The following is a 21814-nucleotide window of genomic DNA, read 5'->3' on the forward strand; positions in this document are numbered from 1 at the left end:
AGTGGCGCTCTGCAAAAGCATGCAGCGGCGAGCCTTGCGCGACATGATCGCCATCGACGCCGCCGCGATTTTGCATCAGGCTGGTACCAACCGGGACGATCTCGCGCGATCATGACCGCAATCACAAAAGGGGACATTCGATGAAGCTGCTCACCGTCCTGGCCTGCGCCACCGCTCTGACGCTGGGCACCCTGCCCGCGCTGGCGCAGGCGCCCTCCACCTTGCGCATCGGCCTGCAGGAAGACCCCGACGTCCTCGATCCGCACAAGGCCCGCACCTTCGTCGGCCGCATCGTCTTCAAGGGGCTCTGCGACAAGCTGCTCGACATCACGCCCGATCTCAAGATCGTGCCGCGCCTGGCGACCGAATGGTCGTTTTCGGCCGACGGGCTGACGCTGACGATGAAGCTGCGCAGCGATGCCAAGTTCCATGATGGCGAGGCCTTCAATGCCGAGGCCGCAAAGGCCAATCTCGAGCGTGCCCGCACCCTGCCCGACTCGCTGCGCAAATCCGAGCTCGCCTCGGTCGACAGCATCACGGTCGTCGATCCGACCACGATCTCGCTCAAGCTCAAGCGCCCCGATGCGACGCTGCTGGCGCAACTCACCGACCGGGCCGGCATGATGCTGGCGCCCAAGAGCCTGACGGGCGATGTCGGCGCCAAGCCGGTCTGCTCGGGCCCTTACAAGTTCGTGGAGCGCGTTCAGAACGACCGCATCGTGCTGGAGCGCTTCAAGGAGCACTGGGAGGCGCAGAACTACCATTTCGACCGCGTCCTCTACCGCGCGATCCCCGACACCACGGTCCGCCTCGCCAATCTGCGCTCGGGCGAACTCGACATGCTGGAGCGGCTGGCTCCGACCGATGTGAAGTCGGCGCAATCCGACAAGGGCCTGACGGTCGCGAGCGTCGCCAATCTCGGCTACCAGGGCATCACCATCAACACCGCCCATGGCGACGCCGCCAAGCAGCCGATGGGCCAGGACAAGCGCGTGCGGCAGGCGCTTTCACTGTCTATCGACCGGAAGGTCCTGAGCCAGGTCGTGTTCGAGGGCCTCTACGCGCCGATCATCCAGCCCTTCAACCCCGGCAATCCTTATGTCAGCGCCCAGTTCCCGGTGCCGGCGCGCGATGTCGCCAAGGCCAAGGCGCTGCTCAAGGAGGCCGGGCTGACCAAGGTCTCGGTCGAGCTGTTCGTCACCAACAACCCGGTCGACGCCCAGCTCGGCCAGGTCATCCAGGCGATGGCGGCGGAAGCCGGCATCGACATCCAGATCCGCTCGACCGAGTTCGCCAGCCAGCTGCGCGACCAGCAGCAGGGCAAGTTCCAGATGAGCCGCATCGGCTGGTCGGGCCGCATCGACCCGGACGGCAACCTGCACCAGTTCGTGACGTCGAAGGGCAACCAGAACGACGGTCGCTACTCGAATGCCGAGGTCGACAAGCTGCTCGACGAAGCGCGTACGATCTACGACGTCGCCGAGCGCAAGAAGCGCTACGACGCCGCTCAGAAATTCCTGCAGGACGAGCTGCCGATCGTCTACCTCTACAACCAGACGGTGTTCTTCGCGATGCGCTCCAACATCAGCGGCTTCGTCATCAGCCCCGATGGCATGATCCGGCTGGCGGGGATGAAGCGGTCTTGAGGCTCTGGTCTTTCGGGAACGCAGACCTGTTCCCTTCCCCCCGCTTGCGGTGGGGAAGGGTTAGGGATGGGGGGGCGCAAAGCCTGAGCGCTGTCCTTCATGGTCTCGCCGAGCGGCACTGCCCCCCACCCCAGCCCTCCCCACCGCAAGCGGGGGGAGGGAGAAGTCCATGCTCGCGCTAATCGGCCGCCGCATCCTCATCGCGCTGCCGACGCTGTTCCTGGTGTCGCTGTTCGTGTTCGCCCTGCAGCGCGCGCTGCCGGGCGATCCATTCCTCGTCATCGCCGGTGAAGAGCGTGACCCGGAGGTGATCGCCCGGCTGCGCGCGCTCTACCGCCTAGACGACCCCATCGTCGTCCAGTTCTTCGCTTGGCTGGGCCAGGTGGTGCAGGGCGATTTCGGCCGCTCGCTGCGCACTGGAGAGCCGGTTCTCGGGCTGATCCTGCAGAAGCTGCCGGTCACGCTGCAGCTCGCCATCGCCTCGATCATCGTCGCCATCGGCATCGGCATTCCCGCCGGTATCATCGCGGCACGGCGCAAGAATACGGTCGTCGACTATTCGACCAGCGCACTCGCATTGGGCGGCCTGTCGATTCCGAATTTCTGGCTCGGGATCATGCTGATCCTCGTCGTCTCGGTCGAACTGAAATGGCTGCCCGCTTCGGGCTACGAGCCGTTCTTCAGCGATCCGATCGGCGCGATCGAGCGGCTGATCATGCCGGCTTTCGTGCTCGGCTCGGGGCTTGCCGCTTTCCTGATGCGCCACACCCGCTCCGCCATGCTCGAAGTGCTGCGCTCGGACTATGTCCGGACTGCACGCGCCAAGGGGCTGGACGAGGATGCGGTGGTGAACCGTCATGCGCTGCGCAACGCGCTGGTGCCGATCATCACGCTGACGACGATCCTGTTCGGCGAGTTGCTCGGCGGCGCCATCCTCACCGAGCAGGTCTTCACGATTCCGGGCTTCGGCAAGCTCATCGTCGATGCCGTTTTCAACCGCGACTACGGCGTCGTGCAGGGCGTGGTTTTGTGCACGGCGATCGGCTTCATCGTGATGAACCTGCTGGCCGACGTGCTCTACATCCTGGTCAATCCTCGGCTGAGGCAACAGTGATGGCGGTAACCGAAACAGCGGCCCTGACCGGACCGGCCGAACCCTCCTTCCGGCCGCGCCCCAGCGTGCTGGCGCGGCTGGCCCGCAACCGCTCGGCGCTGATCGGCGGCGCCGTCGTGCTCGCCTTCGTGCTGATGGCGGTGCTGGCACCGCTGTTGCCGCTGGCCGACCCGCTGAAGTCGAACTTCCTCGCGATCCGCAAGCCACCCTCCGAGCTGTATTGGTTCGGGACGGACGAACTCGGGCGCGACCTGGTCTCGCGGCTGTTCTTCGGCGCGCAGGCCTCGCTGCTGGCCGGCATCATCTCGGTGCTGATCGCGCTCGCCATCGGCGTACCCTTCGGGCTGCTCGCCGGCTGGTATGGCGGCTGGATCGACGCAGGCATTTCGCGCGTCACCGAGGCGATGCTGGCTTGCCCGTTCCTGATCCTGGCCATCGCATTCGCGGCCGTGCTCGGCCCGTCCCTGACCAATGCGATGATCGCGATCGGGCTTTCGGCGGTGCCGGTGTTCATCCGGCTGGTGCGCGCGCAGGTGATGAGCGTCAAGGCGGAGGATTTCGTCGAGGGCGCGCGGGCGGTGGGTGCTCGGGATCTGCGCATCGTGGTCCGCCACATCCTGCCCAACATCCTGTCGCCCATTGTCGTGCAATCGACGCTGTTCATGGCGCAGGCGATCATTCTGGAGGCGGCCCTGTCCTTCCTTGGGCTGGGCCAGCAGCCGCCCGCCCCGTCCTGGGGCCAGATGCTCAACGTCGCCAAGAATTTCATGGAGCAGGCCCCGTGGATGTCGATCGCGCCCGGCATCTGCATCTTCCTCGCCGTGCTGGGCTTCAACCTGCTCGGCGACGGCCTGCGCGATGTCCTCGATCCAAAAGAAAACTGAGCCTAAGGACCACCCATGTTCACCACCCGCCCGGAAATCCTCGGCACCTTCGGTGTCTGCACCTCGACGCATTGGCTCGCAACCGCGACGGGCATGGCCATGCTGGAGAAGGGCGGCAACGCCTTCGATGCCTGCGCCGCGGCAGCCTTCGTGCTGCAGGTCGTCGAGCCGCATCTGGTCGGGCCGGCGGGCGAAATGCCGGCCGTGTTCTATTCGGCGCAGTCGAAGAAGGTCGAGGTGATCTGCGGGCAGGGCAACGCGCCCCAGGCCGCGACCATCGAGGCTTTCAAGGAACTCGGCCTCGATCTCGTGCCGGGATCAGGGCTGCTCGCGGCCGTCGTGCCCGGGGCCTTCGGAGCCTGGATGACGCTGTTGCGTGACCATGGCCTGCTGCCGCTGCGCGAGGTTCTCGAGCCCGCCATCGGCTATTTCGAGAACGGCCACCCGATGCTGCCGCGCGTCAGCGACACCATCGCGGGCCTGACCGACCTCTTCACGAATGAATGGCCAACCTCGGGCGACGTTTACCTGCCGGGCGGGCAGGTGCCCAAGGCCAAGGTGCTGTTTCGGAACCAGGCGGCCGCCGACACCTACAAGCGCATTCTCAGCGAATCGGAGGCGGCCGGCGGCAGCCGCGAAAAGCAGATCCAGGCGGCTTACGACGCCTGGTACAAGGGCTTTGTCGCCGAGGCCATGGACGCCTTCTGCCGCACAACCGAGGCGATCGATTCGTCGGGCCGGCGCCACAAGGGCCTGCTGACCGCCGACGACATGGCACGCTGGCAGCCGACCTATGAGACGCCGGCGAGCGCGACCTATCATGGCTGGGAGGTGTTCAAGATCGGTCCCTGGGGCCAGGGGCCCGTCTTCCTGCAGACACTGAAGATCCTCGAAGGCATCGACATCGCCGGGATGGGGCCCGACAGCGCCGCCTTCATCCACCATGTCGCGGAGGCGATGAAGCTCGCCTTCGCCGATCGCGAGGCCTATTACGGCGACCCCGATTTCGTGAAGGTGCCGCTGGCGACGCTGCTGTCCGAGGACTATGCGCGCGGACGCCGCAACCTCATCACCGACACCGCCTCGCAGGAATTGCGCCCAGGCCTGATTCCCGGTTTTGAGGACCAGGTCGCGCGCGCGATGGCCAGCGTCCGCTATGTCGGCCAGGCCGGCAAGAGCGATGCGACGGTTGGCGAACCGACCACGGCCTCGATGGTCGCTGCCGGCCGGCGCGGCGACACCGTGCATATCGACGTCATCGACAAATGGGGCAACATGATCGCCGCAACCCCGTCGGGCGGCTGGTTCCAGTCCTCGCCGGTGATCCCGTCGCTCGGCTTCCCGCTCAACGCCCGCGCGCAGGCCTTCTTCCTCGAAGAGGGGTTGCCCTCCTCGCTTGCACCGTTCAAGCGCCCGCGCACGACGCTGACGCCCTCGCTCGCGTTCGAGAATGGCGAGCCGCGTCTGGTCTTCGGCACGCCGGGCGGAGACCAGCAGGAGCAGTGGCAGCTCGGCATGTTCCTGCGCCGGGTGCATCATGGCCTCAATCTGCAGGAGGCGATCGACCTGCCGCTGTTCCACACCCAGCACTTCCCCTCGACCTTCTATCCCCGCGAGGCGAATCCGGGGCATCTGGCAGTCGAGGAGAGCGTCGGCGAACGGGTGCTGGCCGATCTCGTCGCGCGCGGCCACAAACTGGAACGCGCCCCAGCCTGGACGATCGGGCGCCTGACGGCGGCCGAGAAGAGCCCCGACGGCCTCTTGCGCGCAGCCGCCACGCCGCGTCTGATGCAGGCCTACGCCGCCGGCCGCTGAGGAATCAACGCATGACCTGGTCCATCGTCGCCCGCGACGCCGCCACCGGCGCCTATGGCGTCGCCGTCTCGACCTGCGCTTTTGCCGTGGGCTCGCGCGTGCCCTATGGCGGCGGCCGCATCGGGGCGATCGCGACGCAGGCCTTCGTCAATCCGCTCTACGGCGTCGATGGTATGCGCCTGCTCCAGGAGGGCCGCTCGGCGGTGGAGATCATCGCGACGCTGACCGCTGCCGATGAAGGCCGGGCGCATCGCCAGCTTCATGTGATCGACCGCGAAGGCAAGATCGCCGCCTTCACGGGCGCCGCCTGCATCGACTGGTGCGGAGCGGTGGACGGACCGCAGGTGTCCGTCGCCGGCAACATGCTCAGCGGCCCGGAGGTGATCCAGCAAACGCTGAAGGCCTATATCGCGGCGTCGGCACTCGATTTCGACGAGCGGCTGCTGGTCGCGCTCGAAGCGGGCGAGAAGGCGGGCGGCGACAAGCGCGGCCGGCAATCCGCCGCGATCCGGATCTGGTCGGGCGAGCCCGTGCCGAGCTTCGACATTCGCGTCGACGACCATGCCGATCCGCTGGCCGAACTGCGCCGGCTCTGGCGCCTGGCCCATCAGCGCTATGTCCCGTTCCAGCAAGCCTCGCCATCGCGCGGCCGGCCGGCCGGCGTCACCGACCGCGACGAACTCGACCGGCTCTGCACCGCCTATGCGCAGGCGTGGAACACGCGCCACCCGGAATGAGCTTTTGCGCGGGGGACTCCTGATCTTTGCCGAACGGCGCTACACTTGCCGTTACGTTCGATGGTTCGGGCAGCAGGAGGTGGCACCATGGCAGCCGATAGCGACGCGCTCGAACGCCGTATCGCCAAGCTGGAGAGCCAGCTCGCCGCGCTGACGGCGCTGATCTCCGCCACGCCGTCCGGCATGCTTTCAATCGTCGCGCCGGGCGGTATCAACATAACCGCCGGAGGGACGCTGGCTCTGGTCGCAGGCAGCCAACTCAACGCCACCGCAGGCAGCAACGTCTCGGTCACGGCCGGGACGACGATCAAGCTGACAGGCGGGCAGGAGATCGCGCTCGACAGCCGCCGGTGCAACCTTTCAGCGACGGTCGCCCTCAGCCTCCACAGCCGACAGTCCTTCGCGCTCGAAGCCATGAAAGACATGGCGATCAAGACCGGGAAGACGCTGGTGATCGAGGCCGCCGACGCCGTTGCCATCAAGACGGGCGGCGCCTCGCTGGAGATGAAGAAGGATGGCACCGTCGATCTGGAAGGGCGCGACGTCAGCCTGAAGGCGAGCAGCAAGATCAACGTGAAGGCGTCCGCCGACGTGGTAATCAAAGGCTCGAAGATCAGGCAGAACTAGGGGCGAATTTGCTCCTGTGGCACGACGGCCCGGCCGGCGCTTCGCTCATTTGAGCGGCGTCAGCCTCGACCCCATTCCCGGCACTGACATCGGCGTCGCCTCATGACGGGTCTCCAAGGCTCCCGGCGCCGGCTTCCGGACCAGCCGGATCACGAGAAACACGCAAAGCCCGATCGACAGCGCTGCAAAATAGAGCGGCAGGCCCTGCGGCCCGATCATCTGCATCGTCGCGGAGGCGGCCAGCGGGCCGATCGTCGAGCCGATCCCCCACAAGAACAACAAGCTGGCGGACAGCCCCACCGGCTGTTCGTCCTTGAGGCGCGCGAAGGCGTGCGTCACTGCGACGGTATAAAGCGGAATGCTGCCGGCGCCGACGATCGCGAAAAGTCCGAGCAACCAGAGCGCAGGCATGGGCCCGGCTAGCAGACCGAAGCCGAGGCCGCCCAGAGCCGCGATCACAGTTGCGGCCGACACCAGCATGATGATGCGGCTGTCGTAACGGTCGGCCACATGGCCGATCGGCCATTGCAGCAGCAGGGCGCCGATCTGAACGGATGCTGTGAGCAGGATCGCAGCCCTCTGATCGAGCCCGATCAGGATGCCATAGGCCGGCGCGACATTGACCAGAGGGCCACCCATCAGGCCGACATAGAGGCAGCCGATCACCGCGGCCGGCGCCTGGGCCCAGAGCAGACCCAGCTTGAGCGTCCCCGTGTCGGAGGATTCCGGGCCACGCGCACGTGTCAGGCAGACGGGTATCAGGGCCGACGAGAACGCCATCGCCGCCAGCAGCAGCATGCTCTCCATCGCGATGGCGGCATAGCCAACGGCAAGCTGCGACGCGATCAGCGCGATGCGGTTGAGGATCTGGTAAAGGCCGAATATCCGGCCGCGCTGGCTTGGGTGAGCCTGCCCGCTGATCCAGCTTTCGATGCAGACGCCATGTCCCGCGGCGGCAAGGCCCATCACCAACTCGGCAGGACCCAGGTCTCGGCCGGCAGCAGCGCGACCGAGATCGTTGCCATGGTCTGCAGCGACGCGAAGACGGCGAAAGCGCGGATATGGCCGATCCGGCGGATCAGGGGCGGCAGCTTGAAGCAGCCCCAGAGAAAGCCGACCGAATAGGCGGACCCGACGACGCCGATCAGCAGCGGGCTTTGCTTTGCCAGCGCGAGGCTCAGCGGCACCAGCGTGTTGATGAGCGTGCCGGCAATCTGAAGCACCAAAGCGCCGGCGACGATGGCGCCCAGCGTCGCGATCGATCCGCCGGGCCTGGCAGCCTCGGGACCAACCGGTTCCTTGCCCTCGATGTCCTGGTCTGAGGCCACAGCCATTCCTTCGAATGCGCGTCGACCTTGCGCGGCGCGGAGGGTGGAACGGTCTCGGACCCGTCAGACGAGCTTGCCGCGCGCCGCCACCGGCAGTTCGCCCACCAGCCTGTCGCCGCGCACCGTCACCAGCCGATCGACCATGTTGACGACGACGCAGACATGGTTGGGAACCACGCGCACGACCTCGCCGACCTTCGGCCGGTCATTGCTGGCGGCGAGATCGAGGAAGCCGTGCTCCTCTGCGAATCGAGCAATCCTCGCCGCCGGATATTCGAGGATATGGCCGTGGCCGTCGAGGCCGCCGGAATCGCTCGTCAGCGTCTTCGAGCCGGAATCGAGGATGCCGCGCTCCGGCCCTGCCCGGCTGACGACTGTCGCGTAGACGGTGAGCGCACAGTCCTCCAGCGTCGCCACGCCGGCCGCGACCTGCATGCGATCGTTGAAGATCGAGGTTCCGGCACGGTGCTCGGTCGCGCCCTTGAGCTTGCCGATATTGGGGATGTTCGGCGAGCCGCCCGTCGAGATCATGCCGGCTTCGAGCCCGGCCTCACGCAAGCCGGCATTGGCCGTGTCGAGGAACGCTTGCGTGCGCTCCCAGCCATCTTCGGGTGGGTACATCAGGAAGCCAGCGAAGCGCAGGCCCTTCGAGCTTGCGATCAGCTTGGCCAGTTCGACCGCCTCGCCCGCCGTCTCGACGCCGGCGCGTTGCCGGCCGGTATCGCATTCGACGACGACCTCAAGGTCGCGCCCGGCGATCTCGGCCGCCTGGGGCAGGCCGGCAATCGTGACGGGGTTGTCGGCGGCGACGATCATGCGGACACGGCGCTGGAGATGGCCGAGCCGGCCGAGCTTCTGCTCGCCGAGGATGTTGTAGCTGATCAGGATATCGTCGATGCCGCCATCGGCCATCACCTCGGCCTCGCCGAGCTTCTGGCAGGTGATGCCGCGCGCGCCGGCCTCGATCTGAAGGCGGGCGAGTTCGGGCGATTTGTGAGTCTTGATATGCGGACGGTTGGCGACGCCGGCCGTATCGCAGACCGCCTGTAGGCGGGCGATGTTGGCCTCGACCTTGTCGAGATCGATGACGACGGCGGGCGTGCCGTGGACCCTCGCGATCTCGGCCTTCAAGGCTTCATGGTCGGGAGCCGTCACGGCAACACCTTGATGATGACTTCGATCTCGACCGGCATGTTGCCCGGCAGCGAGCCCATGCCGACGGCCGAGCGGGCATGGCGCCCGTTCTCGCCGAGCACCGCAACGAAGAGGTCCGAGCAGCCATTGATGACCTTGGGCTGGTCGCCGAACTCCGGCACGGCATTGACCATGCCGAGCAGCTTGATGATTTCGACCTTGTCGAGCGAGCCGGCCACTTCCTTCATCGCCGCGAGCAGGCCGAGCCCGGTGTTCTTGGCGAATTCATAGGCCTGCTCGGTGGTGAACTCCTTGCCGACCTTGCCGGCGGGAATCGAGCCATCGGGATTGCGCGGCCCTTGCCCCGACAGGAAGACGAGGTCTCCGGCCTTCTTGAAGCGGACATAGTTTGCCATGGGCGCGGCCACTTCCGGCAAGCTCAGCCCCAGATCCTTCAGCTTCTGTTCGGCGCTCATGGGTGGTCCTTTTCAGATCAGGTTTGGTGTCGATGGAGTGGGGTTCGCCGCCGGCCCTGCCGGCGCACCGGATGGGAGAGCGCGCTCCAGATAACAGGCGGCATCGTCGTAGCTGGCGAGCTTCTTCGCAAGGGCGGGGTCATGCACGGCGTGAAAGCCCTGGCGCCGCCAGAAGCCGAGCGAGCCGTCGATGGCAACGAGCGCGAGGCAGGACAGGCCGGCGTCGGTGGCGATCTCCGCCAGCCTCGCGACGACCATGCCCCCTGCCCCGCTGCCGCGCGCCGCTGGGAGCAGCGCGAGATCGTGGATGTAGAAGCAGCCGGCCTGCATCGGCAGCGCGCCCAGCAGGCTGTTCAGGGCCGGCGGCGCGGCGCAGTGCCAAGGGTGGGCGACGACATAGCCGATCGGGCCGCCTGCGCCTTCCAGCACGAGGCAACCTTGCGGACACAGGCGCAGCCGCTCGGCAAAGACCGCCTCGTCTTCCGGGTAGTCCGGATGCACCACGGCCGCGACCGCCATGACGGCCGGCAGGTCGGTTGCGGTCATGGGACGGCAAGTGGGTTGAGCAACTGGCATTTTGGGCCAATCCGTCATTGCGAGCGCAGCGAAGCAATCCAGGAAAGCGTCGAGCAAGCACTGGATTGCTTAGCTGCGCTCGCAATGACTCGTGGATGCGAGCCGCGCCTTCGCTCAGGCCGCGACCTTCTTGAACTTGTTCGTCCGCTTGGGATGCCACCAGGCGCCCTTGAGCACCACGCCCTCGGAGACGATCTTGCGGTCGCCGGTCATGTGCTCGCCGGTGACGTCGGCATAGTCGAACCTGCCTTCCTTCACCGTCAGGATTGTCGCGTCGCCGAGCGAACCGACCTTGAGCGAGCCGTATTCTGGGCGCTTCAACGCCATCGCCGCATTCACGGTCGAGGCCGCGACGACGTCGTTCAGGCTCATGCCCATCAGCAGGAACTTCGACATCGTGGTGACCTGGTCAAAGGCCGGCCCGTCGATGCAAAGCTTGTGCACGTCTGACGAGATCACATCCGGCTCGAAGCCGTTGGCGAGCATGGCCCGCGTCGTCTTGAAGGAGAACGAGCCCTTGCCATGGCCGATGTCGAAGATGACGCCCCGCTTCCGGGCGGCCAGCACCTCGGGCTTGACCGTGCCCTGCGCCGTGCAGGGCGCGTTCGGGAAGGGGCGGAAGGCGTGGGTGAGCACGTCGCCGGGGCGCAGCATGTTGACCACCTCCTCATAGGATGGCGGCGGATGGTCGATATGGCACATCAGCGGCATGCCGACCTCGTTGGCGACCTGCAGCGCGATGTTGAGCGGGGCCGTGCCCTGGTCGCCCGAGGCATGCAGGCCAACGCGGACCTTGATGCCGACGATCAGGTCGCGGTTCTTGTCGGCGACCTCGGCGCAGTCGATCGGATTCATCATCGCCATGTCGCGGCTCTCGCCGACCATGACGCGATGGTCGAAGCCGTAAATGCCGGCATGGCTGACATGGAGATAGGCGAGGATGCGCGCCTGGCTGCGCTCGATCACGTGCTTGCGGAAGCCCGGCCAGTTGCCGGGTCCGGCCGAGCCGGTATCGACCGAGGTCGTGACGCCGGACGCCCTGCAGAACTCGTCGGCATCGATGCCCAGCGAAGTGCCACCCCAATAGACATGGGTGTGCAGGTCGATCAGGCCCGGCGTGACGATGTAGCCGGAGACATCGCGGATTTCCTTGGCGCCCTTCAAATCCTTGCCGAAGCCCGAGACTTTTCCGTCGGTAAAGGCGACGTCGAGGACACCGTCATGCTTCTGCGAGGGGTCGATGACGCGCCCGCCCTTGAGGATGAGATCGTGGGTCATTTCGGCAGTTCCCCCTTGGCAGGCATGACAAAACAGATGTGGCCGAGAACGGGGCTCAAACCCAGTTCTCGACACGCAGACCGGGCATGCGGTCAAACTCGCGACGGTTGTTGGTTACGATGATCAGGCCCCGGCTGCGGGCATGGGCGCCGATCTGGGTGTCGAGGGGGCCACACGGCGTGCCGGCGCGCGCCAGAGCCGCTCGCAATTCTCCATAGTGAGCGGCGGCCTGCTCATCGAACGGCAGGACGGGCATCCTGTCGGCGAAGCGTTCCAGCGCTTCAAAATTCTGCGCTCGTCGATCGGACTTTTCGGCTCCGTATTTCAGCTCTCCGAGCGTGACGGTGGACATGCAGATCCGGCCGTTTGCGTCTTTGAAATGCTGTCGCAGAGCGGGCAGCTTGTCCTTGATCAGGTAGATGCAGATATCCGTGTCTAGCATGTAAGCCAGCATCAGAATTCTTCGCGTTCCTCGGCCGCCAAAGGCTGGTCCCGTGTCACCATAAAATCTTCACTCGCAAAGGGGCCGTTGTCGAAGAAGTCATCCCAACTCTTGCCTTTGGGCACGACCAATACCCCTGAACCCTGCTTGATGATCTCGACCTCCGTCACCTCCGGCGGGAAGGCGAGTTCCTTCGGCAGGCGCACCGCCTGAGTCCGGTTCGTCACGAAGAGTTTGGTGGTTGCTCGGGTTTTCGCCAGCATCGTCACCTCCGTATATCCAAGGCGGATATACTACACTTCCACCCAAGAACCGGCAAGCCTGATGCCCTCATGCCGGCCCCACCGCGCCCTTGCGCTCGACGATGAGCCCATAAGCCTGCGGCTCGCGGTGCTTGGCGAAGTTGAAGGTCGAAGCCTTGGAGCTTTTGCCCAGATCCATGTCGCATCGCGCGATCACCAGTTCGTCGCCCTCCGTTACCGCCTGCGCGACGACCTCGCCGGTCGGGGCGATGATGCAGGTGCCGCCAATCTGATCGACACCGGCCTCCAGACCTGCCTTGGCGACGCCGACGACCCAGGTCGCGTTCTGGTAGGCACCGGCCTGCATCACGAGCTGGTTGTGGAAATTGCCGAGCCGGTCATGGTCAGGCGCGGGCGGGTTGTGCTTGGGCGTGTTGTAGCCGAGCACGATCAGCTCGACGTCCTGCAGACCCATCGCACGGTAGCTTTCCGGCCAGCGCCGATCGTTGCAGATCATCATGCCGATATGAGCATCCATCGTCCGCCAGACGGGCCAGCCGAGATTGCCGGTCTCGAAATAGCGCTTCTCGAGGTTCTGGAACGGTGCTTCGGGGCGGTGTTCGGAGTGCCCCGGCAGATGAATCTTGCGGTATTTGCCGACGATCGCGCCTGATTTGTCGACGAGGATCGCGGTGTTGAAGCGGCGCTTGCGGCCCTCTTCCTGTGCCAGTTCGCAATAGCCGAGATGGAAGCCCACGCCGAGGCGCCTGGCCTCCTCGAACAGCGGCGCGGTCTCGTTTGACGGCATCGCGCTTTCGAAATGGCTGTCGATTTCGTCCTCGTCGTCGATCCACCAATGCGGGAAGAAGGCGGTCAGCGCCGCTTCCGGATAGACGATGAGATCGGCGCCATGCGCCTTGGCCTGGCGCATCAGGTCGATCATGCGGGCGACGGCCGAGGCCCGGCTCTCGTCGCGCTGGATCGGGCCGAGCTGCGCTGCGGCGATGGTCAGAATTCGGCTCACCGGCATATCTCCACCACAGGCGTCAGAGCGCCTTGGCCAGCCTTGGATCGAGCGAGTCGCGCAGGCCGTCGCCGAGCAGGTTCACCGCGAGCACGGTGATCGACAGGAAGATCGCCGGGAACAGGATGATGTGCGGCTTGACCTGCCAGAGAGCGCGCCCCTCGGCCATGATGTTGCCCCATGACGGCGTCGCCGGCGGGATGCCGGCGCCGATGAAGGACAGGATCGCCTCGATGATCATGGCGCTGGCGCAGATATAGGTCGCCTGCACGCTCATCGGCGCGAACGTATTGGGCAGGATATGGCGGAAGATGATGCGCGGCGTGCGGGCACCGTTGGCGATCGCCGCCTCGACATAGGGCTGCTCGCGCAGAGACAGGACCACGCCGCGCACGAGGCGCGCGACGCGCGGGATCTCGGCGATGGTGATCGCGATGATGACGTTCTGGACCGAGCCGCGGGTCAGCGCCATCAGCGCGATGGCGAGCAGGATCGGAGGGATCGACATCATGCCGTCGATGATGCGCATGACGATGCCGTCGGCCCAGCGCACGAATCCGGCGAAGAGGCCGATCGCCAGGCCGATCACCGAGGACAGGATCGCCACGCTGAAGCCGACGACCAGCGAGACCCGCGCGCCGTAGACGACGCGGGAGTAGATGTCGCGGCCCAGCATGTCGGTGCCGAACCAGTACAGCTCGGAGGGCACGCGGGTGCGCCGCGAGGTGGCGATCGCAGTGGGGTCGACCGTCCAGAGCAGCGGGGCGAAGAGGCCGATCAAAGCCATCAGCACCAGCAGGAAGCCGCCGATCGAGACGGCCGGATGACGGCGCAGATAGCGCTGGAAGCGGGTGAAGCGTCCAGGCAGCGGCGCGATGCCCGGCTCGGACGACGCTGCCAGCACCGCCGGCGCCGGGAGGGAGCTTTGCATCGTCAATAGCGTATCCTCGGATCGACGATCGTGTAGGTCAGGTCGATGAGCAGGTTCACCAGCACGTAGACCAGGCTGAACATCAAGACGACGCCCTGGATCACAGGATAGTCGCGCCTCAAAATCGCATCGACAGTGAGCCGGCCGAGACCGGGAATGGCAAAGACGCTTTCGGTGACCACCGCGCCGCCGATCAGGAGCGCGATGCCGATGCCGATGATGGTGACGATTGGCACAGCGGCGTTCTTCAACGCATGGAGGAAGAGCACCTCGCGCTGCCCGACGCCCTTGGCCTGGGCGGTGCGGACATAGTCCTGCTGCAGCACCTCGAGCATGGTCGCCCGGGTGATGCGCGCGATCAGCGCAATATAGACCAGCCCAAGCGTGACCGAGGGCAGGATCAGGTTTCGAAGCCAGGGCCACAGCCCTTGCGACAGCGGCGTGTAGCCTTGCACCGGCAGCCAATCGAGCTGAAGCGCGAAGACATAGGCGAGGAGATAGCCAACGACGAAGACCGGCACGGAGAAGCCGAAGACAGCGAAGGCCATGGCGCCGCGATCGATCCAGGTGCCCGCCTTCCAGGCGGCGATCACCCCCATCGGAACGGCGATGGTCACCGCGAAGATCAGCGTCACCACCATCAAGGACAGCGTCGGCTCGATGCGCTGCGCGATGAGTTGCGTCACCGGCAAGGCCGTGAAGATCGAGGTTCCCAGATCACCCTGAAGCACCCGAAACGACCATTCGGCAAAGCGCACCAGATAGGGCCGGTCCAGACCCAGGCTGGCGCGGATTTTCTCGACATCGGCCGGCGAGGCCTGGTCCCCGGCGATGACGGCGGCGGGATCGCCCGGCGCGATATAAAGCAGGGAGAAGACAAACAGCGCCACGAAGGCCATCACCGGGATGGTCGTGAAGATCCGTCTGATAATGAAGGACAACATTGCGGCTGATACGCCCCTGGCCAGTCGACACGGGAATCTGACGGCGCCGCCCCATTTGGGGAGGGCGCGGCGAGGATCGCGAGGCCGCGCGCTGGCGCGCGGCCCGATCGATGCGGGGCGGAAGTTCGCCTGTCATGGGCGAACAGCCCGCCCCGCCCGAGGGTGTCAGGCCTTGGAGACGCCCCACAGGACCGGGAACGGCCCGCTGGTGACGCCCGAGACGTTCTTCCGCCAGGCCTGGTAGCCGAGATAGAAGCCTGTCGGGCAGTAGACGACGTTTTCGACAGCGGCCTTGTTGAGCCGGCCCATCACCATCTTCTCCTCGGCCAGGTCCTTCGCGGCGAACCAGTTGGTGACCTCGGTCTCGACGGCCGGCACGTCGGGCCAGCCGAACCAGGCCTTGTCGCCATTGGCGCGCACGGCGGTGTAGGAGGCCGGGTTCACGCAGTCGGCGCCGGCATGCCAGGTGTGGAACATGCTCCAGCCGCCCTGCGCCGGCGGCGTCTTCTGGGCGCGGCGGGCACCGACGGTGCCCCAGTCGGTGGCGACGAAATCGACCTTCATGCCGATGCTCTTGAGCAGTTCGGCGGTGACGTCGCCCATCGACTTGGTGGCCGCCATGTCCTGCGCGACGACGCAGATCACGGGCTCGCCCTTGTAGCCGGACTCCGCCAGCAGCTTCTTGGCCTCGGCGACGCTCTTCTTCTTCATCATCTCGCCGCCCTCCTCGGTGTAGAGGGGCGTGCCGGGCGTGAAGAAGCCGGCCATTGACTTCCAGAGCTTGTCATCGTCGCCGATGATCGAGCGCATGTATTCTTCTTGGTTCAACGCCGTCATCACCGCCTGGCGCACCTTCACGTTGTTGAAGGGCGGGTGCAGGTGGTTCATGCGGAAGGCGCCGATATTGCCGAGCGGATCGCCGATATCGACGCTGACATTGGCATTCTTCTTGAGGACCGGCACGAGATCCGCCAGCGGGGTTTCCCACCAGTCGACCTCGCCATTCTGGAGCGCCGCGGCGGCGGTGGCCGGATCGGGCATGATCACCCATTCGATCCGGTCGAACATCATGACCTTGCCGCCCGAGAGCCAGTCCGGCTTTTCGGAGCGGGGCTTGTAGTCCGCGAACTTCTCGAACACCGCCTTGGCGCCGGGAACCCACTCGCTGCGCACGAACTTCATCGGGCCCGAGCCGATATATTCGGTGATCTGCGTGAACGGGTCCGTCTTGGCGATGCGCTCCGGCATGATGAAGGTGCAGGGCGAATTGTTCTTGCCGAGCGCGAGCAGCATCTTCGGATAGGGCTTGTTGAGCACCCATTTCCAGCTCATCTCGTCGACCGGCGCGAGTTCGACCTCGATCGCCTTGATCATCAGGCCCATCGGGTCGCGGGCCTGCCAGCGCTTGAGGCTCTGGACAACGTCCTTGGCCGTCACCGGCGCGCCGTCATGGAATTTGAGGCCGTCGCGCAGCTTGAAGGTCCAGGTCAGGCCGTCGGCGGAGACGGTCTCGGTTTCGACCATCTGGCGCTGCGGCTGGAACTTCGAGTCGATGCCGTACAGCGTGTCCCAGACCAGGAGCGCGGCGTTGCGCACGACATATTGCGTGCCCCAGATCGGGTCGAAATTGGCCAGGTTCGCCTGCGGCACGAAGCGCAGCGTTTTCGCCCCAGCCGCGCCTTGCGCGAGGGCGGGCATGGCCAGGCCACCGGCTGCGGCCAGAGCCCCGGTTCCTGCCGCGGTCTTCAGAAATGTTCTGCGGTCCATCGATCTCTCCCCTGAAACGGCAACCTCTAAGCGGGCGACCTTGGCGCGAGTTTGGGCAGAAAAATCCGCCGTGACAACTCGTCTGACCGGCCCACCGCAGGCGGCAGACAGCCTGCACGCTTCGTGCCAAACGGGACTGGTTGGCATTTCGACGACATTCGGGCGCGGGAGGCCGTTTCGGGGCGCCGATTATTTATTTCGAGGTTTTACAGAGCCGGAGCGGAAACGGCGCCGTCGTCGCCTGCCTCATTGGCAGGCGGTTTGCGCCTCGGTCGGGGCGAACCGAAGGGCGCGCCGATCCGCGCCAAGGGCCGCGCGGACTCAAAGGCGGCGGCACCGGCTCTTGTGCGGGCAGGAAGATTTCACCGCCTGCCTAAGCTTCGCCAAGATCCGGACATTCAGTCCAAACTAGGCCGCGTCCTCGTTCCGACAACGTTGACGATGGCAGGGAGGCAACGGATGCGCGGCATGTGGGCGGTGGCGGCGATGCTCGCCGGTTTTGCGGCACAGGCTCAGGCCCCCGACACGCAGGAGCCACGCCAGCCAAGACGCGCGAGCACGGCGCCAGCCGTGCAGCCGGACCCGGGGGCGCCGAATGTCCCGTTCATCGACAGCCATGTCCATCTCAACGACGAGGCCATGCAGCTCGATCTGATGCAACGCTTCGGCGCGACGCGCGCGGTGATCTTCTGGGGCCGCGCCAGCGACAATCAGACCATCGCCGAGGCAGCCCGGCGCCATCCCGGCTTGTTCATCCCGTTTGCCTCGATCTCACCCGAGCGATCGCTGTTCCGCGCCGCCTGGAACAGCGATGACCCTGCCCTTCTGGCGCGCCTCGATGCATTGCTGGCCACGGGGGTGTACAAGGGCATTGGCGAGATCTCGGCGGTGCACTTCCCCTCGCCGGGCCTGAACGAGACCGACTACGATCCTCTCGGCCCGATGATGCGCGGCATCCTGGAGCTTGCGCGCAAGCATCGTCTGCCGGTTCTCGTTCATATCGAGACGACGCGGATGCGCGAGCTATCGGTCCTGCTCGACGCTTTTCCCAACGTTCAGGTCATCTGGGCGCATGGGGGCTACACGCCGCTCTTTCTCGCCCGCCGCATGCTCGAGCGGCACCCCAATCTGACCTACGAGCTCAGCGCCCGGACCTGGCCGATCCATCCTCGCGCGCCGGACTATACGATCCTTCGCGACGGCAAACGGGTCTGGCCCGAATGGCTGGCGCTGATCGAGGCCAAACCCGATCGCTTCATCGTCGGCACCGATGCCAGCCACCGCTCGCCGGCCAGCGAAGCAATGAAATTCGAGAGCGTCCAGAACCTGCTGCGCCAGTTGAGCCCCCCGACGAGAGACCGTGTCGCGCAGGGCAATCTGACCCGGCTCATCGAACCGCAGCGTTGACCCGCGCGGTTCAGTGCGCCCCGACCGGCGCATCGATCCGCGCAAAAGGCCGCGCCGCCTCGAACGCCGCCGCCGCGCGCAGCACCAGCGCATCGCGCCCAAAGGCGCCGACAATCTGGAGCCCTGCCGGGAGACCCGCGCTGGTCAGGCCGCAGGGCAGCGAGATCGCCGGCGCCTGGGTGATGTTGAAGGGGTAGGAGAAGGGCGTCCAGCGCGTCCAGTCATCGCCATAGGCGCCGTCCGCTGGCGTGTTGGTACCCACCGCAAAGGCCGGCAGCGGCAGGCTCGGCGTCAGCAAGAGATCGAAGCGTGCATGAAATTGCGCCATCTTGTGCGCAAGCGCATTGCGCTGGTTCAGCAGCGCGTCGACATAGGCCGCGCCCGTGACGCGCTCGCCCTGCTCGGCGACGGCGACGAGGCCGGGGTCCATTCGCGCGCGCTCGGCTGGTCCGATCGCCCGCAAGGCCAGCGCCGCGCCGGCCGACCAGATCGTCATCAGCGTCTCGATCGGGTCGTCGAAGCCGGGATCAACCTCCTCGACGCTGGCGCCGAGATCGCGGAAGGCCATCGCCGCAGCTTGCGTCAGAGCGGCGATCTCGGGATCGACCGCGACATCGCCGCCGAGCTTCGGCGACCAGGCCAGGCGCAGGCCCTTCACGCCCCCCTTCAGCCCGTCGACATAGTCAGGCGCACGGTCGATCATCGCGGTCATGTCGCGGTTATCGGGGCGCCCGATGGCATTCATGGCCAGCGCGCAATCGGCGACGGTGCGGGTGAGCGGGCCCAAATGCGCCAGGAAGCCCATGGTCGAGACCGGCCAGGCCGGGACGCGGCCATAGGTCGGCTTGAGGCCCACCACGCCGGTGAAGGCCGCGGGAATGCGCACCGAGCCGGCGCCATCCGTGCCGATATGGATGCAGCCGAGATTGAGCGCCGCGCAGGAGGCGGCGCCGGCCGACGAGCCGCCGGGGCCGGTGGCGATGTCCCAGGGGTTGCGGGTGATGCCCGACAGGGGGGAATCGCCGACACCCTTCCAGCCATATTCGGGCATCGTCGTCTTGCCGAGGAAGACCGTGCCGGCCTCGCGCAGCCTCGCGGCGGCGGGCGCATCATCGGGGAAAGGCGCGTCCGAGGCCACCGCCGAGCCGCGCCGCAGCGGCCAACCGGCGACGGCGATATTGTCCTTGATGGTCACCGGCACGCCATCCAGCGGCCCGAGCGGCTCGCCCTTCAGCCACCGCGCCTGCGAGGCCTCGGCCATTGCCAGCGTGGTGGCCTCGTCGCGCAGCACAAAGGCGTTGATCGACGGCTCGAAGCGCTCGATCCGGTCGAGCGCGTCCCTGGCGACCTCGACCGGCGAGAGTTCGCGGCTGGCGTAAAGCGGGCCGAGTTCGGCGGCGGAAAGCGAGGCGATGGTCGTCATGGGCTTATCCTGTTGGTGTCGTTCGGGGCGTTGGGCCGTGATTGCGAGCAACGCGAAGCAATCCAGAGGCCGTCCCGCGAGACCCCCTTGTGGCTTCCCCGCGCTCGCAACGAACCGGTCAGGCGTTTGCGACGCGCCAGGCCGCGTTGAGCAGCACGTTGGCGCCGGCCGCGATGTCCTGGTTCGTGCTGAACTCGGCCGGATTATGCGAAAGCCCGCCGATCGAGGGAATGAAGACCATCGCCGTGGGGCAGATGCGGGACATCATCTGCGCGTCATGACCGGCGCCCGAGATCATCCGTCGAATCGGCTGCCCGAGCTCCGTGGCGCTGGTTTCGATCGTGGCGATCAGCTCTTCGGTGAAGGGCGTCGCGGGAAAGCGGGCGAGATCGCGAAATGAGATCGTGATGCCGTCGCGTGCCGAGAGCTCGGCGCAGAAATTTCGCACTGCGGCTTCCGTTTCCGCGAGCAGATCGTCGCTGGGATTGCGCAGATCGAGCGTCATGATCACGGTTTCGGGCACGACATTGACGTTGGACGGCTGGACGCGGATGACGCCGCAATTGGCGAGCTGGTCCTGCGTGGTCCTGGTCAGCTCGTTGGCGAACAGGTTGATCCGCGCCGCAGCCAGGCCCGGATCCTTGCGATAGGCCATCGGCGTCGTGCCGGCATGGCTCGGCTTGCCCGTCAGCGTCAATTCGAGCCAGCAGATCGCCTGGATACCGGTGACCGCCCCCAGCCCTCCGCCCTCGCTTTCCAGGACCGGGCCCTGTTCGATGTGCATTTCGAGATAGGCATGGGCGGGCAGGAAGCCCGGTTCCTCGAGGCCCTCATAGCCAATCCGCTTCAGTTCGGTGCCCAGGACCGCGCCGTCGGCGTCAAGCTCGGCATGGGCGTCCGCCACGCTCATGCCGCCGGCCCAGACATAGGAGCCGAGCATGTCGGGGTGGAACCGGGCGCCCTCCTCGTTGGTGAAGGCGATCACGGCCATGTCGCGTCTGGGCGTCAACCCGGCGTCGCGCAACGTCGCCAGGACCTCGACACCCGCGACGACGCCGAGCGCGCCATCGAAGCGCCCACCTGTGCCGACGGTGTCGATATGCGAGCCCATGATCACGGCCGGGCCGTCTTCGCGCCCCTTGAGAATGCCGATGATGTTGCCGATCGCGTCGATCCTGACCGACAGGCCGAGCGCCTCGAGTTCTGCCACCAGCCAGTCGCGGCCCTGCCTGTCCTCGTCGCTGAGCGCCAGTCGGCGGCAGCCGCCTTCCGGTGTGGCGCCGATGGCCGAGAGCGCGGCAAGCCGCGACAGCAGCCGGGGGCCATCGATCCTCAGATTGCTGCTCATCATCATCATCTCCTCGTTCGACTGCCCGAGCCGCCATCGCGGGCCATTCCCGAGCGTCGTCGGCTGCCGGCCCCGTCGGTCACGGATCTCCTGCATAATCGGGCATCCGCAGGGCTGTCGATGCCCCCCGAGGCACCGATGCGGTGTGCGGCTATCTGAATGTAACGGATTTATGATGGAGCGAATCGCCCCAAAGCCGCGATGATGATCCGCGATCCGCTGAGCGACTGGTTTCACCCCACCTTCGAGAGGCACTATCATGACCGAGGACGACATCGCCCTCGTCAGAGAAAGTTTCGCGCAGCTTAACCGCCGGCGGACCGAAACCGCAGTGCTGTTCTACGGACGCCTGTTCGAGATCGCGCCGGAAACACGCGCGCTGTTCAAGGATGATCTCGCGATCCAGCGCGCCGCGCTGATGGAGTTTCTGGCCGTCGTGATGGCCACGCTGCGCGATCCCCGCGGGCTGAAAATCCTGCTGCGCAAGCTCGGCCGCAGTCACCGCGGCTATGGCGTCGCCGACCGGCATTACGACCAGGTCGGCGAGGCCCTGCTCTGGACGCTGCGGACATCGCTCGGCGAGGGCTTTGGACCGCAGATGGAACGCGTCTGGACCACGCTCTACGCCGAGATCGCCAGCACCATGATGACCGCCGACCTCGAAGCCTGAG

22 protein-coding genes are annotated in these 21814 nt (G+C 66.2%); 8 read left to right on the forward strand and 14 right to left on the reverse strand.

The features are described from left to right. Window positions 1–140: 140 nt before the first annotated feature. The 6 genes from IP69_RS16440 to IP69_RS16465 all read left to right on the forward strand — a co-directional run bounded on the left by IP69_RS16440 (window position 141) and on the right by IP69_RS16465 (window position 6823). Window positions 141–1646: an ABC transporter substrate-binding protein gene (locus tag IP69_RS16440; RefSeq protein WP_054143916.1), complete on the forward strand. Its 1506-nt coding sequence runs from the start codon at window positions 141–143 to the stop codon at window positions 1644–1646. 169 nt (window positions 1647–1815) lie between these two features. After that, complete coding sequence (locus tag IP69_RS16445) at window positions 1816–2760, forward strand: ABC transporter permease (RefSeq protein WP_054143917.1); 945 nt, start codon at window positions 1816–1818, stop codon at window positions 2758–2760. Further along, the gene (locus tag IP69_RS16450; RefSeq protein WP_054143918.1) at window positions 2757–3644 is read left to right on the forward strand and encodes an ABC transporter permease; all 888 of its coding nucleotides are present in this window, start codon (window positions 2757–2759) and stop codon (window positions 3642–3644) included. The genes IP69_RS16445 and IP69_RS16450 overlap by 4 nt, the downstream gene beginning before the upstream one ends. A gap of 15 nt (window positions 3645–3659) precedes the next feature. Beyond that, window positions 3660–5459 carry a gamma-glutamyltransferase family protein gene (locus IP69_RS16455; RefSeq protein ID WP_054143919.1) on the forward strand — a complete coding sequence of 600 codons (1800 nt, stop codon included), beginning with the start codon at window positions 3660–3662 and terminating at the stop codon, window positions 5457–5459. A gap of 11 nt (window positions 5460–5470) precedes the next feature. Continuing rightward, window positions 5471–6196 carry a DUF1028 domain-containing protein gene (locus IP69_RS16460; protein ID WP_054143920.1) on the forward strand — a complete coding sequence of 242 codons (726 nt, stop codon included), beginning with the start codon at window positions 5471–5473 and terminating at the stop codon, window positions 6194–6196. A gap of 87 nt (window positions 6197–6283) precedes the next feature. Next, window positions 6284–6823 carry a DUF2345 domain-containing protein gene (locus IP69_RS16465; RefSeq protein WP_054143921.1) on the forward strand — a complete coding sequence of 180 codons (540 nt, stop codon included), beginning with the start codon at window positions 6284–6286 and terminating at the stop codon, window positions 6821–6823. A gap of 45 nt (window positions 6824–6868) precedes the next feature. On the opposite strand, the gene IP69_RS16470 is transcribed toward IP69_RS16465, so the two are convergent. The 12 genes from IP69_RS16470 to IP69_RS16525 all read right to left on the reverse strand — a co-directional run bounded on the left by IP69_RS16470 (window position 6869) and on the right by IP69_RS16525 (window position 16965). Further along, window positions 6869–7789, reverse strand: a complete 921-nt coding sequence (locus IP69_RS16470) for an MFS transporter (RefSeq protein WP_054143922.1) — start codon at window positions 7787–7789, stop codon at window positions 6869–6871. Next, window positions 7789–8151 carry a hypothetical protein gene (locus IP69_RS16475; protein WP_156323503.1) on the reverse strand — a complete coding sequence of 121 codons (363 nt, stop codon included), beginning with the start codon at window positions 8149–8151 and terminating at the stop codon, window positions 7789–7791. Before IP69_RS16475 ends, IP69_RS16470 begins: the two co-directional genes overlap by 1 nt. A 63-nt stretch (window positions 8152–8214) precedes the next feature. Further along, window positions 8215–9306, reverse strand: coding sequence for an alanine racemase (locus IP69_RS16480; RefSeq protein ID WP_156323504.1), 1092 nt, complete (start codon window positions 9304–9306; stop codon window positions 8215–8217). Next, window positions 9303–9761 carry a RidA family protein gene (locus IP69_RS16485; protein ID WP_054143924.1) on the reverse strand — a complete coding sequence of 153 codons (459 nt, stop codon included), beginning with the start codon at window positions 9759–9761 and terminating at the stop codon, window positions 9303–9305. The genes IP69_RS16480 and IP69_RS16485 overlap by 4 nt, the downstream gene beginning before the upstream one ends. 12 nt (window positions 9762–9773) lie before the next feature. After that, a complete protein-coding gene (locus tag IP69_RS16490) occupies window positions 9774–10307 on the reverse strand; it encodes a GNAT family N-acetyltransferase (RefSeq protein ID WP_054143925.1) in 534 nt (177 codons plus the stop codon). Window positions 10308–10451: 144 nt separating this feature from the next. Further along, window positions 10452–11615: an amidohydrolase/deacetylase family metallohydrolase gene (locus IP69_RS16495; protein WP_054143926.1), complete on the reverse strand. Its 1164-nt coding sequence runs from the start codon at window positions 11613–11615 to the stop codon at window positions 10452–10454. A 55-nt stretch (window positions 11616–11670) separates the two neighbouring features. After that, window positions 11671–12069, reverse strand: coding sequence for a type II toxin-antitoxin system VapC family toxin (locus IP69_RS16500; protein WP_054143927.1), 399 nt, complete (start codon window positions 12067–12069; stop codon window positions 11671–11673). After that, complete coding sequence (locus tag IP69_RS16505) at window positions 12069–12320, reverse strand: AbrB/MazE/SpoVT family DNA-binding domain-containing protein (protein ID WP_054143928.1); 252 nt, start codon at window positions 12318–12320, stop codon at window positions 12069–12071. Before IP69_RS16505 ends, IP69_RS16500 begins: the two co-directional genes overlap by 1 nt. 67 nt (window positions 12321–12387) lie before the next feature. After that, window positions 12388–13323: an N-carbamoyl-D-amino-acid hydrolase gene (locus IP69_RS16510; RefSeq protein ID WP_054144011.1), complete on the reverse strand. Its 936-nt coding sequence runs from the start codon at window positions 13321–13323 to the stop codon at window positions 12388–12390. Window positions 13324–13345: 22 nt separating this feature from the next. After that, entirely contained in the window at window positions 13346–14254 is a 909-nt protein-coding gene (locus IP69_RS16515; RefSeq protein WP_054143929.1) for an ABC transporter permease, read from the reverse strand. Window positions 14255–14256: 2 nt separating this feature from the next. Next, window positions 14257–15198 carry an ABC transporter permease gene (locus IP69_RS16520; protein WP_054143930.1) on the reverse strand — a complete coding sequence of 314 codons (942 nt, stop codon included), beginning with the start codon at window positions 15196–15198 and terminating at the stop codon, window positions 14257–14259. Window positions 15199–15363: 165 nt separating this feature from the next. Beyond that, window positions 15364–16965 (reverse strand): ABC transporter substrate-binding protein, encoded by a 1602-nt coding sequence (locus IP69_RS16525; protein WP_054143931.1) that lies wholly within the window; start codon window positions 16963–16965, stop codon window positions 15364–15366. A gap of 459 nt (window positions 16966–17424) precedes the next feature. Between IP69_RS16525 and IP69_RS16530 the strand changes: the two genes are divergently transcribed. Next, the gene (locus IP69_RS16530; RefSeq protein WP_054143932.1) at window positions 17425–18372 is read left to right on the forward strand and encodes a TatD family hydrolase; all 948 of its coding nucleotides are present in this window, start codon (window positions 17425–17427) and stop codon (window positions 18370–18372) included. Between the two features lie 10 nt (window positions 18373–18382). On the opposite strand, the gene IP69_RS16535 is transcribed toward IP69_RS16530, so the two are convergent. Together IP69_RS16535 and IP69_RS16540 are read right to left on the reverse strand one after the other, a co-directional pair. Then, window positions 18383–19795 carry an amidase gene (locus tag IP69_RS16535; protein WP_054143933.1) on the reverse strand — a complete coding sequence of 471 codons (1413 nt, stop codon included), beginning with the start codon at window positions 19793–19795 and terminating at the stop codon, window positions 18383–18385. Between the two features lie 118 nt (window positions 19796–19913). Next, on the reverse strand, window positions 19914–21143 hold the full coding sequence (locus IP69_RS16540) for a M20 family metallo-hydrolase (protein ID WP_054144012.1): 1230 nt from the start codon (window positions 21141–21143) through the stop codon (window positions 19914–19916). 259 nt (window positions 21144–21402) lie between these two features. Here IP69_RS16540 and IP69_RS16545 point away from each other — a divergent pair, with 259 nt between their 5' ends. Further along, window positions 21403–21813 (forward strand): globin domain-containing protein, encoded by a 411-nt coding sequence (locus tag IP69_RS16545; RefSeq protein ID WP_054143934.1) that lies wholly within the window; start codon window positions 21403–21405, stop codon window positions 21811–21813. Window position 21814: the final 1 nt, after the last annotated feature.

Origin of the sequence: Allobosea sp. AAP35 (genome assembly GCF_001295925.1) — a bacterium.
Taxonomy (GTDB): Bacteria; Pseudomonadota; Alphaproteobacteria; order Rhizobiales; family Beijerinckiaceae; genus Allobosea.